This window comes from Larkinella terrae, from assembly GCF_009668025.1.
GTDB lineage: Bacteria > Bacteroidota > Bacteroidia > Cytophagales > Spirosomataceae > Larkinella > Larkinella terrae.
Genome location: NZ_WJXZ01000018.1, coordinates 78222 through 95572, shown reverse-complemented (window position 1 = coordinate 95572; position 17351 = coordinate 78222). Strand labels below are relative to the sequence as shown.

The window sequence follows — 17351 nt, the reverse complement described above, 5'->3', positions numbered from 1 at the left end:
TTCAATGCCAAGATCAAAGCCTTCCGGGCCCAGTTCAGAGGGGTAAGAAATGTGGACTTTTTCCTTTACCGATTAACGCAGCTATATGCTTAATCCAAGATGATCCACAACTTTTGAACTTGATCCCAAAAGTTGCGGTCTATCTGAACACCGGCGCAATTCCGTCTGGATTTACGAACCTAAAACCGGTACTCTGCGAAAGGTGGTGGAAACAAAAGTCTTCAATCGGTTCTCCAAATTAGCCCGTTCTGGCCAAACAAAAATTGGACGTCTCAACAAACGAGTTTGGACTTTTAAACAAACCATCCGACCATTTTCTGACTGAATTTTGCAGCACCAAAATTTCAATCAGAAAATGGAAACGAAAGAAACCGTATTGGTCACCGGAGGTTCAGGATTTATCGCTTCGTATTGCATTATTGCCTTGCTCAACCAGGGTTTTAACGTAAAAGCCACGCTGCGCTCCCTGAAAAAAGCGGATTTGGTCACACAGATGCTGAAAGAAGGCGGAGTTCGGTCCGTGGACGGTTTATCCTTCGCGGAAGCCGATTTACGGAATGAGTCAAGTTGGGAGAAAGCCGTCGAAGGCTGCCAGTATGTCATTCACGTCGCTTCACCAACGCCACAAACGGAGGCAAAAACAGAGGATGATTTTGTCATTCCGGCCAAAAACGGGGTCCTTTTTGTGATGCGTGCCGCCAAAAAAGCGGGTGTCAAGCGCGTGGTACTGACGTCAGCATTTGGCGCTATTGGGATGGGAACCGTCAAAACGACGCCGTATACCGAGGAAGACTGGACGGTTTTGAATAATACGGTTTTTCCCTATCAAAAATCGAAAACCATTTCCGAAAAAGCCGCCTGGGATTTTATCAAAAATGAAGGCGACGGAATAGAACTCGCCGTGGTCAATCCGACCGGCGTACTGGGACCGGTTTTGTCGGACGATTTTTCGCATTCCATTCAGAATATTAAATTGATGCTGAATGGGGGAATGAAAGCCTGTCCGAAGCTGATATCGGGCTACGTGGACGTGCGTGATGTGGCCGACCTGCACGTAAAAGCCATGACCCTGCCCCAGGCCAGCGGACAACGGTTTATTGCCGTCGCCGGAGAAGGTTTATCGCTCTTGGATATTGCCAAAGTACTCCGGAAAAATCTGGGCGAAAAGGCCGCAGACGTTCCACGCCGGGAACTGCCGAATTGGCTCATTAACTTATTGGCTATTTTCAATCCGAAACTAAAAGCGGTTAAGCCTTATTTAGGAATGATAAAACAGGCAAGCAGTCAAAAAGCCATCACCCGATTAGGTTGGAAACCGCGTTCTACCGAAGAAGCCATTGTTGCAACGGCAATCAGCTTAATCAAATTTGGCATTATCAAATGAAAGTGACCATAACCGGCGCAACCGGACTGGTAGGTATAAAGAAACCGACTCTGGAAGTAGCGGATATGAAATAGCAGGCTAAGCCATGAAGATTACGGAAATAAAATCGTGTTTTGTCGGCCCGACCCTTTCACCGGAACAGTTCATTGCCGAACATTTCTTCGTCTTCCTAGCCAAAGGAATCATGAACGGCTACGACGGCAATAAACATTATATCCTTAAAGCCGGTGAAAGCTGCCTCGTTCGTAAAAACCGCCTGGCCCGTTATAACAAAGTAAAAGTGAATAACGAGTTCGAAAAAGTCATCATTTTTTTCGATGAACTGTTTTTAAAAAACTTCCAGAAGAAACATCCTGTAACGTTTAAAAAGCATACCTCAACGAATGCATTTATCCGACTAAAAAAAGACAAATTAATCACCAGTTTTTTGCTTTCGCTGGAGCCTTATTATACCGGTTTTGGAAACATCAGCACTACCTTTTCGGATTTAAAAAGAGAAGAATTGTTGCTTATCCTTCTGGAATTGCACCCCGAACTGGTGGATATTTTGTTTGATTACGGCGTTCCCGGCCGGGTGGACCTGGAAGCGTTTATGCAAAAGAATTATAAATTCAATGTCAATCTGGAGCGGTTTGCCTTTTTGACCGGGCGCAGTCTGTCGGCCTTCAAAAGAGATTTTAAAACCATCTTTCAGGAAACGCCCAACCGCTGGCTGGTGAAACGGCGATTGCAGGAAGCCCGGTTCCTGATCGAAGAAAAATGCCAAAAACCCTCGGATATTTTCCAGGATCTGGGATTCGAGGATTTGTCCCATTTCTCCTTTGCGTTTAAAAAAGAATTTGGAGTAACCACCACCGCGCTTTCCGGCCCGAACGCCAAATTCCGTAGTGAACTTCAGTGAACCGTTTTTGAAGCTTTTTCCCGCGCAAACCTCCAGTTTTATTCCAGCTTTCGGATTTAATTCAGTCGATCTCTTTTAGACGGCAAGTCCGGCGGTTTCAGGCAGATGGCGTAAATAACTGGCCCATGAAAAAGAAAGTGACGATCTGGACGGTTTTTGTCGATTCGGACCCCAGGCCGAAATGCTTTCGAACCGACTCAAAAGCGGGCAGCATGACATCAATGGCCAGGGCGGTCAGCAGCATGATACTAGCGATCAAACTAATAAACTCGTTGGAGTTGATCTCGTCTTTTCGATGCGTCCGGGTGAAGGTCCGATTTGGTTACATTAAATGAGCTGGCCACGGTCGATAATAGTGGCAGAGCTTCTGACCAGCCAGAACAAAAATGCATCCTAAATGCGTAAAAATGAGGGTGTAAAAGCGTTTAAAGAAGGGTTAAATACGACAAAAACCGGACTATTCCAGCACCTCCACCCAGCCTTTGCATTTGGTTCCGCCCTGGGTTGTCAATAGATAGTAATAAAGCCCGTTCGGGGCGTCGCGACCCCAACTATTGTTGTAGCTTTCGCTGCGGTATACCTGCTTGCCCCAGCGGTTAAAAATCTCCAGCGTGGCCCCGGTGAAACCTACATTGAACACATCGTTTTTGCCGTCATTATTAGCCGTCACCACATTAGGAACTTCACTCATGTTTTCAATCGTAACCGGCAGATTAAGAGCCAGGTTACAACCGTTTTTGGACGAAATCACGGTGATTTGGTATTGCCCCGACTGGGCGTACTGGTAGGTTCCCGGCGCGTTGGTTTTCAACGTATCGCCGTTGCCCATCGCCCATTGAAAACCGGTCGCGCCCGCAGTTTTGTTGACTAACTCGACTTTCATTGGCTGACCGCAGGCGGTGCTAAGCCGTACTTCCGCAACGGGTTTGAAGGAATCGTCCGTGGTGATGGTCACGTTTTTCGTCGTAGAACACCCGTTTTCGTTCGTAATTTTTACGGAATAGGTGGTGGTTTTCGTCGGATTGACAACCGGATTATTGATTGTCGCGCTGCTCAAACCCTGCACGGGCGTCCACTCATACGTTTTGCCCCCGCCCGCCAGCAATTGCACCGGCTGGCCCGCGCAAATGGTCGTATCTTTGCTGATCCTGAAATCGGACGGAAACACTTTGATCACTTTCTGCGCCACATCCACCCGCTTGCAGGTCAGTTTGTTATAGGCCGTCAGCGTAACGGTATATTCCCCCGGTTTATCAAACGTATGATTCACCGATCCCGGCGTCGTTGAGGTACCCGTTCCGCCAAAATCCCAGGCGTAGGTAACTCCGCCCTCGCTGGTATTGATGAAGTTGAGCGTCAGGGGCGTGCATCCCTGAACGACATCCTTTTGCGTTCCCTGGTAACTATCGAAGGCGGCTTTCAGCCGGTCGATGTCGAACTTAAACGCGGCATTGTTGCAGTTGGGGCTTTTGTTGGTTTGCGACCAGGCCTGCGCCGTTGTCGGGAAATGCGTTCCGCCACAGGCACAGGCTGCGTGGTAAATGACTCCGCTTTTATCGAACCGACTGGTTCCGCCATCGACGTGATCACCCCGTCCAACCGCATTATCGCTGCCGAAGAAAGTGGCGTAAAGGAGTGATTTTGCGCCCTGTTCCAGCAAACCGATCCAAAAGTTGCTGCCGTCGGTTGTCCTTCGAAACGCATCCGTCGTAACCGGTAATCCCTGCGTGCTGCTGTTGCCATTGCCGTGCCGGACGTTCACGGTTCCGCCCCAGCCCGACAGGTAAATATTGCCGCATTCGTTGACCAGAAAAGCCGTTGGCGAAATATCCGGCCCGGTTCGACCGGAACCAATAACCGTCGAGAAGATGGTTTTTGAAAGGGCCGGATCGAGGGCATGAATAAACTGCCCACTTTTGGCATTCTGATAAATACCATCCGAAACCGGGTAAGGACCTCTGGATAAGCCAAATACGTGCGGATTTTCCTGTGGGTCCAGGTCGATCAGGTAAGCCGCATCTTCGGCGGTGGTGCCCAGATAGGTGCTGCGCTCCAGTTGATTGTTGGTAAATTTGACCAGAAAACCGTCTTCCACGCCCCCAATCTGCGGTTTATAGGCCCCGGCAGTGCCCGGCAAATTGGCGCTTTGCGTGGTACCAACCGCGTACATGGAACCCGACGCGCCAATGCGAAGGGCATAGGCTACATCGTAACCACTTCCGCCAAAAAAGGTACTCCAACGCAACTGACTTAACTCCGGATTTAGCTGCAGAAAAACCGCATCGGCCGGGCCATTCAATTTGGGCTGGGGCGCATTGGCGGTCACCGGAAAATCGGCAGAAAACGACAGCGTCGCGACGTATACATTGTCGTTTTTATCGACCATAATTTCACCGCGCAAATCATCGCCATAATTGTAGATTTTCAGGAATTGCACCACATCATTCAGCCCGTCATTGTCCGAACCACCCACGTAGGTGCTGCTTTTCAAGGCTTTACCGTCAGGAGCAATCGTGGCAATGAACAAATCCGTCCCATTCCGAAAATAGATGGTTCCGTAAATGCTGCCCTGTTCGGGTGGACTGTTCCCGAGGGGAATGAAAGGCTTGCCGCCCGCAAATTTCCGGCTAAAAGCCGCCGAGGTAGTCGGGAAATTAACCGAAGAGGTTACACCGTAGATCAGCAGCTCGTTTTTACTGTTAACGATCAGACTGTGAGGAGTTTCGCCGGTTGACCCACCCAGGTAGGCGGCATACAGAACCCGTTTCCCATCCGGGCTGAACTTCAAAATGGCGACATCCATTTCGGCCCCGTAACTGGTTTGAAACGAGCCGGTTGCCGGTGTAAAATTATTTCCGTACACAGTTCCGGCCGTATACAGATTTCCCTCATTGTCGTAGGTAGCCGTATGCCCCCAGTTGTCGCTGACCGAGCCCGAATAGGAAGAAAAAATCAACGTTGGGTCGATTGTAAGCGGTTGCTGGGTATCGTATCGAGCCGGAAAACGAAACGAAGCGGTTTTGCCATCCAGCACCCACTCCGCCAGAACTTCGGTGGTTTTGTTGTTTTTTTCAGTAAACGAATACGGTTTTTCCTCCCGGAACGGCAACAGACTGGTTTCAACAATCAACTGTCCATTCTCCGAACGAACCGCCGTCGCGCCATCGTAGTTCAGCCGAATCACCGACGGATCGGCACCCGGTTTTACTAGAAACTCATATTTCAATGTCTGGTAATAGGCAAATAGCCGAAGATCGATCCCCGGATAGATTTCGTGATAAATCACCTCTCCGAAAGCCGGTACGGCGCTGGCCCAGTGATTGGGATCGTTGCCTAAAAAGTAATTCAGATGCTCGGAAACGAGGTTTTTGCTTTCAATCTGCGCCGTAGAAAGGCTATTCTGGAGCTGAACATCTACGCCGTGGGCACGAACCATCGGTTCGGTCTGGGACGAAGGAGAGGCCATTCGGGACACAGCCGATGTCGGATTACCTGTACCGGAGTGGATTCGATCCAGTGCTTCGGCGTCGTAAAAAACGTAGTGAAGCGACTGTTTTTTCAGGAATAAAAAACCGCCCGGTAATTCGGCCCGGAACAGTACCTCCGAAGCCCATTGCCCCTTGTTCTGCACAAACCGCACGGCATTGCCTGGCACATCCACCCCGCCGGGTGACCCGGCGGAAACCGTAAAAGACAAACCGGAAATGAACCAAATCAAAGAAACAGTAAACGTTCTCCACATAGACCGACGACGTCAAAACGATTTCTAAAATAGGTATTTTAGAGGAAAGATGTGAGACAAGAGAGGAAAGATTTTCCTCTCAATTGACACAGAATTAATCTCTATTCTCTTGTCTAACCTCTTTCTTCTCACCATGACTCAATAACGGCGGGAAGAGTTGCAACTATATGTTACTATTGAGCGGTTTTTGGTGTCAGATTACCTCTAGCTATTTCCAGCGGCTGATGTCGATGACATTCGGAGAAAAATTGTACTCGTCTGGTTGATTGGAACCGATCAGCAGAAGTTGGTTGGAGAGCAGGCGAACGCCCTCGCGGTACCACGCAATGCCCCGTTTATCAAGGTTGGAAGTAGGTTCGTCCAGAATGACAATGGACGCTTCGGAGTAAAAAGCCAGCCCGAGTTTTACCCGTTGTTTCATTCCCGACGAAAATGCTTTGATTTCCTTATTCCGGGCGTGGCTCAGGAACATCAACTCACAAAGCTGGTCGGGAGTTAGCTGGTTTTTGAAAGGCTTGAACGATTGGTGAAAGGTTAGCAATTCCAGCAGGGTCAGTTCTTCGATGAGTTCCAGGTAGGGAGCGGCCACCACCAGATGCCGAAACCAGTCGTCGATTTCGACCGGTTTTTCCTGAACCGAATACCGGATAACTCCCTCCGAAGCGGGCAAAACACCGGCGATTGTTTGCAGCAAAGTTGATTTTCCACTTCCGTTGGGTCCCACAAACGTGTAGCTGTTCCCAGCCCGCATCGTCAGGTCAACGTTCCGGAAAATCCACTCGCGCCGAAAGCGCTTGCCAAGTCGTTCGGTGGTAATTTGCATACGTTTTAAACAAAAATAACGAATAGCGAATATTGAATAGCGAATAATGAAGTTTACCCAAAACCGGCTTTCGTTATTCGATATTCAGTATCGCGCGGGCGGCCCCGTCAATATTCGTTATTCAACCTTATTTCATTCCCCCACTTCCCGGCCGGATGGTCCCTTCATGATTCCGCGTTCGGAGTTGCGGATGAAGTTAACGATTTCGTCGCGTTCGTCGGAAGGCGGCAGTTCGAGGTCGATGCGGGTGAGCGCTTCGGCGTTGTTCAAACCGCGTAGGTAGATATAGCGGTAAATTTCCTGAATCTGATTGATCTGCTCGTTGGTATAGCCCCGGCGCCGGAGGCCCACGGAGTTGATACCGGCGTACGTAATCGGTTCGCGGGCGGCCTTGGAAAACGGCGGAACGTCTTTCCGAACCAGCGATCCGCCCGAAATAAAGGCGTGGACGCCAATTTTGGCAAACTGATGCACCGCACTAAAGGCGCTGATAATGGCCCAGTCGCCGAGGTGAACATGGCCCGCCATCTGAACGGTATTGCCAATCAGGCAGTGGTTGCCAATCCGGCAGTCGTGGGCCACGTGGGCATACGCCATGATCAGGCAGTCGCTGCCGATCTCAGTCCGGCGGTGTTCTTCCGTTCCCCGGCTCACCGTTGCGTACTCGCGGATGGTGGTGTTGTCGCCCACAAAGGTCAGCGTATATTCTCCTTTGAATTTCAGGTCCTGCGGAATGGCGGAAATGACAACCCCCGGATAAATGCGGCAGTTTTTACCGATGCGCGCTCCTTCATTGATGACGGCGTGGGAGCCAATCCAGGTTCCTTCTCCGATTTCGACATCCTTGTGGATGATTGCAAATGGCTCAATAACAACGTTTTGAGCTATTTTTGAATCAGGGTGGATGTATGCAAGTGGTTGAATCATTAAACGTTCGTGGTTTAATGTTTAATGTTTAAGGTTTACTGTTTAAGGATTGACGCTGAAACCCGGCCAAATGTTGCCTTAAACTTTATCCTTTAAACCTTAAACCTATTTTTTCTTAACAAGACTGGCGATCATTTCGGCCTCACAGACAAGCTGCCCGGCGACATATCCCCGGCCGGACATTTTGACGATCCCCCGCTTCATGGGCGAGATAAATTCACAGCGGAAAATAACCGTATCGCCCGGAACAACGTTGCGCCGGAAGCGACAGTTTTCGATTCCGATCAGGTAAGGCCAGTAGTTTTCCGGATCGGGAACGGTGCTCAGCACCAGAATGCCGCCGGTTTGGGCCATCGACTCCAACTGCAATACGCCCGGCATTACCGGATTTCCCGGAAAATGCCCCATGAAGTATTGCTCATTCATAGTTACATTTTTTATGCCAACCACGCTCGTTTCGTCCAGCGCGATGATTTTATCAATCATCTGGAAGGGATAGCGGTGCGGCAGCAGGCTCGCAATTTTGTGAAAATCGTACACCGGAGGCTGAGTCGGGTCATAAGCCGGGCTCGTGTTCGCGGCATTTTTCTGCATCAGTTTCTTGATCTTTTTGGCAAACGCCACATTGGCCGCGTGACCAGGCCGGGCCGCCAGAATCTGCGCCTTGATTGGCCGACCGACCAGAGCCAGGTCGCCGACGAGATCAAGCAGCTTATGACGGGCCATCTCGTTCGGGTAGTGCAGGTCGAGGTTATTCAGAATTCCTTCTTTTTTATTGACGCTGACTTTCGGTTTATTCAGCAGATCGGCCAGGTAGTCCAGCTCGCCCTCGCGGACGTCGCGGTCGACGATTACAATGGCGTTGGTCAGGTCTCCACCCTTGATCAGATTCTGCTTGTAGAGCATTTCCAGCTCGTGCAGAAACACAAACGTCCGGCAATTGGCAATCTGCGACGAAAACATATTGATGTCGTTCAGAAATGCGTGCTGGCTCGTAATCACCCGCGAATTATAGTCCACCATGACGGTGAGCCGGTAATCGTTGAGTGGCAAAGCGGCAATTTCAATATCCTTCTCCGGGTTTTTGTAATGAACGTACTCGTTGATTTCGAAGTAGTTACGGTACGCATTCTGTTCTTCAATGCCCGCGTCCTGCAGGGCCTCGATGAATTTGATCGAACTGCCGTCCATGATGGGCGGTTCGGGGCCGTCGAGCTGAATCAGAATGTTATCGAGTTGCAGACCGACCAGCGATGCGAGTGCGTGTTCGACCGTATGAATGCGGGCGCCGTTCTGTTCGAGGGTGGTTCCGCGAGACAGATCGACCACATTATCGACGTCGGCATCAACGATCGGCTGACCCGGCAAATCGACGCGTTGAAATTTGTAACCATGATGGGCTGGTGCGGGCAGGAACGTCATGGTTGCCACAACACCTGTGTGCAATCCTACGCCCGATACCGATACCGCTTTTTGTATTGTCTGCTGTTTGGTATTCATTCCGTAAGCTTCTGACCTGAAGACTATTATTGCCCCTTGATAACGGCTTTTTTGTAAAAAACCGTTCGCGCGGAGCTACTGATTATTTAGTTTTTTTTCTAATTGATCGATGCGTTTTTCGAGTGTTGGCAACCGCTGGAAAACCACCGACGAGCGCAGGCTGCTTTTCACATCAAATGCGGGCATGCCACTGAGCGATTGTCCTTCGGTCTTCACGGAGTTCATGACTCCCGTCCGGCCGCCGATTTTCGTGCGGTTCGAGATGGAAATATGCCCGGTGATACCGGTTTGCCCGCCAATGATGCAATTTTCACCAATTTTCGTTGAGCCTGCAATACCGGTCTGGGCCGCAATAACCGTATTTTTACCAATTTCAACGTTGTGAGCTACCTGAATCAGATTGTCCAGTTTAACCCCCTTCCGAATGATGGTCGACCCCACGGTCGCGCAATCGATGGTGGTGTTGGCGCCAATGCTGACGTTGTCTTCGATAATGACGATGCCCATCTGCGGGATGGCGCGGAACGTTCCGTCGGCTTCGGGCGCAAACCCAAATCCTTCGCTGCCAATCACGGCATTGGCTTTCACGACACAATTGCTGCCAATCACCGTATTATCGATGATTCGGACACCCGGGTGAATAATTGTATTATTCCCGATCGTGACATTATTACCAATATACGCTTGCGGGTAAATCTTGACATTTTCGCCAATCACGCAATTTTCCCCAATATACGAAAACGCTCCCCGGTAGATGCGGTCGCCCGCCCGGGCCGAATCGGCAATAAAGGATGGTTGTTCGACCCCTACTTTTTCGGCCTGCTTAAGCCGGTTTACATGTTCCAGTAAAATTGTAAACGCAGAATAGGAGTTATCCACGAAAATCAGGGTGGCCTGTACGGGTTGTCTGGGTTGAAAATCCTTGTTTACAATGACAGCTGACGATGCTGTTGAGTACAAAAAAGGTTCGTATTTCAGATTAGCTAAAAACGAGATGCTCCCCTCCTTGCCTTCTTCAATTTTGGACAGTTGACTGATTTTCAGAGATTCATTCCCATCAACTGTACCGCCGAGCAGGGCAGCAATCTGCTTCACTGTAAATTCCATAGAGTAGACGTAATCGTCGTTGGGGCGTTGTATTACTCGAATAATTGTGCCGCTAAGGTAGAGAACAAATTGAACTATACCAACCAAACCGGGCGTTGAACCCGGTTTTTCGCCCAGCAGATATAGTATCGCCGGACCATATTGGTGAGCGCTTTAATACCGGGCAGATCGGAGGCATCGGCGATATCGATGATCCGGTCGTCTTTCCGCTTGATATTTATATTATCGATAGACGGCAAATAGGCCGAATTGGTTGCAACGCCTTCCACCAGAAAATAGGACAATTCGTCCTGCCGGATACCGGAATCGAGCAATTGCTGTTCGATTTCCCGGACCAGTTCGCCGACAAACGGCTGATCGGACATCATGATTTTGAACAGCCGCCGGTCGAGCAGCATTTGGCAGAGTATCGACAGAACCCGATCCGAATGCTGGCTCCAGAGTTTGATGCTCGTCCAGATGTCGTAGTCGTCCAGTTGGGTAAAGGCGCTCAGGTATTCCGGATGATTTTCAAACTCCTCCATTGTAACCGGTTTTGACAGAAAGACGCGCAGGGCTGGCGTCGTAAAAACCGCTTCGGTCGCATCCTGCTCCGATTGGGTCAGCAAAAACCGCGCACGACGCATGATCTGGACTAGCATCGATTCGGCACAGAGCGAGGTTTTGTGGAGGTAGACTTGCCAGTACATCAGTCGCCGGGAGCTCAGAAAATTCTCGATACTCAAAATCCCCTTAGCTTCGACCACCAGGCTATCGTCCACCAGATCAAGCATTTTAATGATCCGGTCGGCCCCAATGGTTCCCTCGGCCACCCCCGTGTAAAAGCAGTCGCGGTTGAGGTAATCCATCCGATCCATGTCCAGTTGACTGGAAACCAGCTGGTGAAAAAACGGCCGGTGGTAGGTTCCTTCAAACATTTCAATCGCCAGCGAGAGTCGGCCACTGAACTGCCGGTTCAGGTCCTTCATCAGCAGCAGCGACACCCGTTCGTGCGCAATCCCCTCCAGGATTGAATACTCCAGAACGTGGGAAAACGGGCCGTGGCCAATGTCGTGGAGCAAAATGGCGATCTGGGCAGCATCACATTCCGCTTCCGAAATCCGGTGGCCTTTGCTGCGCAGGGTCTGGATGGCCTGCCCCATCAGGTGCATCGCCCCCAGCGCGTGGTGAAACCGGGTGTGCAACGCTCCGGGATAGACCAGTTCTGAAAGTCCGAGTTGTTTGATTCGCCGGAGTCGCTGAAAATACGGGTGTTCAACCAGATCGAATGTCAGATCGTTCGGAATGGTAATAAACCCGTAGACGGGGTCATTGAGGATCTTTTTTTTGTTCTGAGAAGCCAAGCGCTGTTGCAGATTTACCGACAAATATACACCAAAATGTCCAAGTGTGCTGCAGCGGTTTTCTATTGACTTTTGTTGCTATCATTTGAAGCGGAGTCCGATTTTTGTATATTTGCAGACCCTCTCCCGAACCGGGGAGGGTTGCCGGTTTTCCGGTTCGGGCCTATAGCTCATTCGGTTAGAGCAACTGACTCATAATCAGTAGGTGCTTGGTTCGATTCCAAGTGGGCCCACATTGAAACTCAAGAACTTAGCCGCCTTTTTACAAGGGCGGCTTTCTTATGTGATACACAATTTTTAACAAGTCAATCTCTTTGACTGAATTTTATCCTATTTGGACTCTTCCCAAACATTGTCTGATAGAATATTTTTCTCCCGATTATATTTTACGACCTGAACAACCATCTTACGATGACAAATTGTACTATAAAATTTGATATCAGGAACATCTATTTTGGTTAAATTGTGTCTACTCATTCTACCCTGAGAATTGCGACGTCCAATCTGAAGTAATATTTTTATTGGTACACGCATTCCCAATTTTTATGCAAATCGTACTGTGTGTTTTAAGGTAGGACCTCAGAAGCACCGGAAACTCTAATCATTCCCGTCTGAAAATCCGGGGGACCTTAGACCTCAATTTGGGTAAGGTTACAATACCGTTGTAGGTATTGGAGAACTGACTGCGCGGTTATCACCAGATACGTAAATTTCCCTTTTACATCCGTTAATGACCATGTAGTGAAGTTCAGTGTTATATCCGAAAGCTAAGCCTGGCATTATCATCCCAACTCGGATATGACGATTGAATGCGTCCTACTCATTGAACTGGGAACAGAAACCATCGAGTTGATTCCCGGCCAGCTTTTTACGATTCCTAAAAACATCGCCCACCTAACCCGGCCCAAGGGTGGTCGCTCGGTGCATATAACCTTTGAGCATGGACAAATCGAAACTGGATATATGAGCCTTTAACCGGCAGAGTATTAACCTGCAATGATACAACGCCGTATCCCGGAATCCAGTGCTCTTCCAAGGAAGCATACATATAGGCCCTTTGGGTGGGTAGCCAGTTGATCACTTCTGGTAGCCACCTTTCCAGTTGGTCCATGCCACAGTAATGCCTGATAATAGGGTAAATCCAATATTGAATGCCGTAGCCCCCTTGCTTCGGCTAAAAGGCCCAAGGAATGTCTGTAAAGCAAACCCCATTACATTAAAGGGATCAATTTGCCCATGGACTTGAAATGGAATCAGAGGTTTTACCGCCAGCGGATGATCCGTTATAGCCACATACCCCAATAGCACCCATGCCTCAGTAGTATAAACCTTTTTTACAGTTGGGGAAAGATTCAATACCGTCGGGAGAATCAGCAGACTTCCCACCAGAGCATAGTCAAGCAGGGCGTGTTGGGTTGGTGAAATTGGCTTGGAAGTCATCTTAATCATTGTTTTGTTTAGCCTCCCAACTGGTTATACAAGCGATTGTTGTAAATGGGATCCGTTAGCTAGCGAAACCGCCTGTCTTATCCTATGCGCATCAAGCGAATTAAAAATTGCACGTATAAAACAAAACCCGGCTCAGCAAGCCGGGTCTGTGACGGTTAAGTTTACTCAAGGAGAAAGAAGCGACTAAAAACTGACCTAAACCCTGGATCAAATCGCTTTCCTTCGTTATGCAAACCTACAAGGTCCTCCAGCAGAAAACGATCGATTTTGTACCAATGACGATCGGTTTTGTATCATCTCGAAAAAAAAGGCCTGATTCTCTCATTATTTTTCTTTTTCATTCCTGTTACAAAACCGATCATCATTGGTACAAAAACGACAGTCTTTTTGCCCGGCTCCACCTACGTTTGCCGCGGTGGAAGACAACCCCTCCACTCGTTTGCTTACTCACTACCATGAAACGAATTCTACCTTTTCGCGGGCTCATGTCTGGGCGAATGAGCCAACTGCACTTCTTGTGCGCACTCCTGCTTTCGGTCCTATCGACCCAGGCCGCAACCTTTTACGTAACCCCAACCGGTAGCGGGAACAACTCCGGTACCGACTGGAGCAATGCGAGCCCCGGGAGTCAGCTCCGGACCAAACTGGCCGCTGGGACCAGTGGCGACATCTTCAAGATTGCTCAGGGTACTTACAAGCCCACCACTTACGCCGATGGAACCAGTCTCTCTATCTCGTTTTCGATTCCTTCCGGGGTTCAGGTCTACGGCGGCTACACGACCGGAACCGAAAACCGCAACTTCGGAACGACCGTTTTCTCGGGAGATATCGACAATGATAATTTACTGGACGAGCAAAATAGTACACACGTTGTGTATTTTGACGGGGTCAGCTCCGACACTCGCCTGGATGGGGTTGTTATTGAGGGGGGGTATGCCAATGGCCTTTTATTTCTCGGTTGGGGCGGGGGCGTTTTCAATAATGGTCGAGCCAAGGTCAGTAAGCCACTCCTGATTAACTGCTACATGCGCAATAACTATGCAGAAAGGGGTAGTGGCATGTTTAATGATGGTGATCGGCGTGGCAATGCCGGCTGCCAACTGATTAACTGCGTGTTTAGTCATAACTATGCAAGATCAGAGGGTGGGGGCCTGACGCATTATGGCGATTCGGATGCGAGCACCAATCCTGCCCTGATCAACTGTGTCTTTTACGGCAACAGCACTGACTTTACCGGAGGAGGCATCTCTATCATTGGCCTCAAGACAGGGATCAACTTATTCAATTGCATTATCTGGGCTAATACCGCAGGGGCGTCTGATCCGGGGATAGTAATCATGGACGGCGTCGAAATACAATATTCGAACGTCCAGGACGTACCGGCTTCGGCTACCAACATCAATGTCAATCCTTTGTTTGTTGATGCGCCTGGTGGTGATTTCCGGCTTCAGACCTGCTCGCCCCTCATCGACGCCGGTGATCCGGCCAGCACCACCGCCACTAGTAGCAGCGTTGATTTGGCAGGCAATCCCCGGTTTTACAACAACGGTCGCATCGACATGGGAGCCTATGAATACCAGGGGAATCTGACCAATCCGGTGGCTATTACAACTGGACCGGCTTCCGCTTCGGCAGTTTGTGTGGGCAGCACCGTCAGCGTACCGGTTTCGGCCACTGGCACCGCATTGAGTTACCAGTGGTACAAAGAAGGGACGCTGTTAGAAGCTCAGACCTCGGCAATGCTCAGCCTGACCCAGGTGCAAGCCAGCCAGGCCGGTAGTTACAGTGTCGTAGTTTCCAACGCCTGTAGTTCAACAACATCTTTGGCCTTTGTTCTTACCGTGTATGACCTGCCAGCAGTAGCCATCACGCCCACGTCCCCCACTGTCTGCGCGGGCTCGTCCGTCACGCTCACTGCATCAGGAGAAGGGACCTACTTGTGGGATACCGGGAAGACCACCTCCAGCATCAGCGTCACTCCCGTCGCAACAATGTACTATTCTGTCACCGTGACCACTGCCAACCAGTGCTCCAGTACGGCTTCTACGCAGGTAACCGTCAGAGACCAGTTTCCGGTGCCAACGTTAGCGAGTAATCCATCTGCAGGGAGTCCGGGCAGCCTGACGGTGATCCAGAATACGCCCTATGTAACCTTAACCGCCAGCGGTTGTTCAGGCCTCTTGAACTGGAGCGGTTCCTACGACGGCTCCGACCCATCGATTACAGTGTCCACATTGGCCACCGGTACGTTTTCTTACAGCGTAAACTGTCAGTTGGAAGGCTGTACCAGCCCGACGGCCACTTTCACCGTTTTGGTGACTCCTTCGCTGGTCAGCGGTTCCTTCGATGGGTTTGTCAACGGCGCCGATTGCAGCACCTTCCGGGGCTGGGCCTGGGACCGCAACAAACCCAACACGGCGGTTACGGTCGATATCCTCGATGGCCCCAGGTGGTCGCAGCCGTATTGGCTGATGTGTTCCGACAGGATCTGCAAACCGCTGGTAAGGGCAATGGAAAGCATGCCTTCACTTGGAGTATCCCCGAAAGCCTGAAAGATGGTTTACCGCATAATCTTTCCGCCCGTATTGCCGGCAGCAGTTTTATTCTGAAGGATTCGCCCAAAGCGCTCATCTGCCAGGGCACTAGTTCACCCGCCAACAAAGCGCCCGTTCCACCCTCGCCAACGGTGTTAATTGCTCCGCTGGCGGCTCAGGTCGGCGTGCCTTTCTCGGGTACTTTGGTAGCCTTTACAGATCCGGAAGGACAACTGTTGACGTACCAGCTTAGTGGCTTGCCCGGGGGCCTGTCGATCAACCCAAATACCAGGGTGATCAGCGGCACGCCCACTGAAGCAGGCACCTTCCCCCTGGCCTATTCGGCGAGCGATGGCGTGCTGACCAACTCAGTGAGTTTTCCTTTACTGGTGAATCCGGCTTCGACCACGACGGTCACCGGTAATTTCGAAGGCTATCTGGATAAGGTCGAATGCGGAACGATCCGGGGGTGGGTCTGGGATCGCAACAAGCCCAATACCCCATTGACAGTGGAATTCTACCACAATGTGACCAAACAAGTCTTTGGCAGCACGGTGGCCAACTTCTACCGGCAGGACTTGAAGGATGCAGGCAAAGGTAACGGCGTTCACGGCTATAGTTTCACCGTGCCTGAGAGTCTAAAAGATGGCGTTCAACGGCCAATTATGGCCCGGGTGCTGGGCAGCACTTATGAGTTGAAAGGAGGCCCTAAAGTGCTTACCTGTAACTCGCCGACCCGTCTTTCGGCCGAAACAAGCTCTCAGCTTCAGGTAACGGTTTTGGGTAATCCGGTTTCGGACCAAGTGACGATAGAAGTCCGGGGAGCGGAGGGGAAAACGCTGAAGTTACAACTCACTGATGCCAGTGGGCGGTTGATAGGTCAACGGCAAATTGAAGCGGCTCAGGTCATCGAGCAGCATCGTTTTTCGGTTCAGGGGCAACCCTCTGGCATATTGGTACTAAGGGTCAATAGTGGGTTGAAAGGTGTTACGTTGAAGGTGTTGAAACAATAGGGTACCTGGCATAAATCACCTCAGCCTGACATTCGATTGGGTTGGGGTGATTTGGCCAGAAGTGTCAGTGATCCAAATGTCCGAAAATAGTGAATTCTTAAATTACATTCCCATTTTGTACTATCGCTGGTTTTTTAACACCTGATTAAACCGCCACCGAAATTGATCATCAAACAGATGATAAACCAATCTCTTAATAAAAGCTGTGCTGACAAAGAAGTACAAAATCACCTACCTGAAAAGTGAGGAGGTCTGGTCAATATATGTGGACGCTCTGAATCGACACGATGCCAAACGAAAATTTTTGGCTTTGAATCTGGGAATCTTTATTAAAATAAATAAAGCTGTAAAAAGCCCAGACATCCAGAGATGAGGGGCCATTTCATTATTGATTGCCTTGTCCAGAAAACGAGTGGTTAATAAGATGTGAATCGGACGGTTGTTTTACTTGAGTTATCAAATTACATTGTGGGAAAAGCTATCATATGTCAAAACTTTCTTGGGCTAAGTATATCTTCAGCATAATGGCCGTAGCAATTATAGTCGCTTTAGTGGCCAAATTTATTACCGCTAATGTGCTGGTTCTTTTACCTTTAACTCTAAGCTTATTCTGGCTTTTCGTCCAAAT

At 49.8% G+C, this 17351-nt stretch carries 13 protein-coding genes and 1 tRNA gene; 6 read left to right on the top strand and 8 right to left on the bottom strand.

The genetic code is table 11. From position 1 onward, the window contains the following. Positions 1-355 precede the first annotated feature (355 nt). Both GJJ30_RS31145 and GJJ30_RS31140 read left to right on the top strand, forming a co-directional pair. Complete coding sequence (locus GJJ30_RS31145; RefSeq protein WP_154179151.1) at positions 356-1384, top strand: SDR family oxidoreductase; 1029 nt, start codon at positions 356-358, stop codon at positions 1382-1384. Positions 1385-1469: 85 nt separating this feature from the next. Then, on the top strand, positions 1470-2285 hold the full coding sequence (locus GJJ30_RS31140; RefSeq protein WP_154179150.1) for a helix-turn-helix domain-containing protein: 816 nt from the start codon (positions 1470-1472) through the stop codon (positions 2283-2285). A 97-nt stretch (positions 2286-2382) separates the two neighbouring features. Here the strand turns inward: GJJ30_RS31140 and GJJ30_RS31135 are convergent, their stop codons facing one another. The 7 genes from GJJ30_RS31135 to GJJ30_RS31105 all read right to left on the bottom strand — a co-directional run bounded on the left by GJJ30_RS31135 (position 2383) and on the right by GJJ30_RS31105 (position 11727). Further along, the gene (locus tag GJJ30_RS31135) at positions 2383-2529 is read right to left on the bottom strand and encodes a hypothetical protein (protein WP_154179149.1); all 147 of its coding nucleotides are present in this window, start codon (positions 2527-2529) and stop codon (positions 2383-2385) included. A 213-nt stretch (positions 2530-2742) separates the two neighbouring features. Further along, positions 2743-6003 carry a DUF7948 domain-containing protein gene (locus tag GJJ30_RS31130; RefSeq protein WP_170299317.1) on the bottom strand — a complete coding sequence of 1087 codons (3261 nt, stop codon included), beginning with the start codon at positions 6001-6003 and terminating at the stop codon, positions 2743-2745. 232 nt (positions 6004-6235) lie between these two features. Then, positions 6236-6850, bottom strand: coding sequence for an ABC transporter ATP-binding protein (locus tag GJJ30_RS31125; protein WP_154179147.1), 615 nt, complete (start codon positions 6848-6850; stop codon positions 6236-6238). A gap of 132 nt (positions 6851-6982) precedes the next feature. Beyond that, complete coding sequence (gene lpxA, locus GJJ30_RS31120; protein WP_154179146.1) at positions 6983-7777, bottom strand: acyl-ACP--UDP-N-acetylglucosamine O-acyltransferase; 795 nt, start codon at positions 7775-7777, stop codon at positions 6983-6985. 105 nt (positions 7778-7882) lie between these two features. Next, positions 7883-9277 (bottom strand): bifunctional UDP-3-O-[3-hydroxymyristoyl] N-acetylglucosamine deacetylase/3-hydroxyacyl-ACP dehydratase, encoded by a 1395-nt coding sequence (locus tag GJJ30_RS31115; RefSeq protein WP_154179145.1) that lies wholly within the window; start codon positions 9275-9277, stop codon positions 7883-7885. 75 nt (positions 9278-9352) lie between these two features. Further along, positions 9353-10384, bottom strand: a complete 1032-nt coding sequence (gene lpxD / locus GJJ30_RS31110; RefSeq protein WP_154179144.1) for a UDP-3-O-(3-hydroxymyristoyl)glucosamine N-acyltransferase — start codon at positions 10382-10384, stop codon at positions 9353-9355. Positions 10385-10458: 74 nt separating this feature from the next. Next, positions 10459-11727 (bottom strand): HD domain-containing protein, encoded by a 1269-nt coding sequence (locus GJJ30_RS31105; RefSeq protein ID WP_154179143.1) that lies wholly within the window; start codon positions 11725-11727, stop codon positions 10459-10461. Positions 11728-11886: 159 nt separating this feature from the next. Here GJJ30_RS31105 and GJJ30_RS31100 point away from each other — a divergent pair. Both GJJ30_RS31100 and GJJ30_RS32235 read left to right on the top strand, forming a co-directional pair. Next, positions 11887-11960: transfer RNA gene (locus GJJ30_RS31100), tRNA-Ile, on the top strand. A gap of 565 nt (positions 11961-12525) precedes the next feature. Continuing rightward, the gene (locus GJJ30_RS32235) at positions 12526-12702 is read left to right on the top strand and encodes a cupin domain-containing protein (protein ID WP_205880636.1); all 177 of its coding nucleotides are present in this window, start codon (positions 12526-12528) and stop codon (positions 12700-12702) included. Between the two features lie 102 nt (positions 12703-12804). On the opposite strand, the gene GJJ30_RS31095 is transcribed toward GJJ30_RS32235, so the two are convergent. Continuing rightward, positions 12805-13176 (bottom strand): hypothetical protein, encoded by a 372-nt coding sequence (locus GJJ30_RS31095; RefSeq protein ID WP_154179142.1) that lies wholly within the window; start codon positions 13174-13176, stop codon positions 12805-12807. Positions 13177-13631: 455 nt separating this feature from the next. Here GJJ30_RS31095 and GJJ30_RS32125 point away from each other — a divergent pair, with 455 nt between their 5' ends. Together GJJ30_RS32125 and GJJ30_RS31090 are read left to right on the top strand one after the other, a co-directional pair. Further along, the gene (locus tag GJJ30_RS32125) at positions 13632-15728 is read left to right on the top strand and encodes a choice-of-anchor Q domain-containing protein (RefSeq protein WP_170299316.1); all 2097 of its coding nucleotides are present in this window, start codon (positions 13632-13634) and stop codon (positions 15726-15728) included. Then, entirely contained in the window at positions 15650-16723 is a 1074-nt protein-coding gene (locus tag GJJ30_RS31090; protein ID WP_170299315.1) for a putative Ig domain-containing protein, read from the top strand. Before GJJ30_RS32125 ends, GJJ30_RS31090 begins: the two co-directional genes overlap by 79 nt. Positions 16724-17351: the final 628 nt, after the last annotated feature.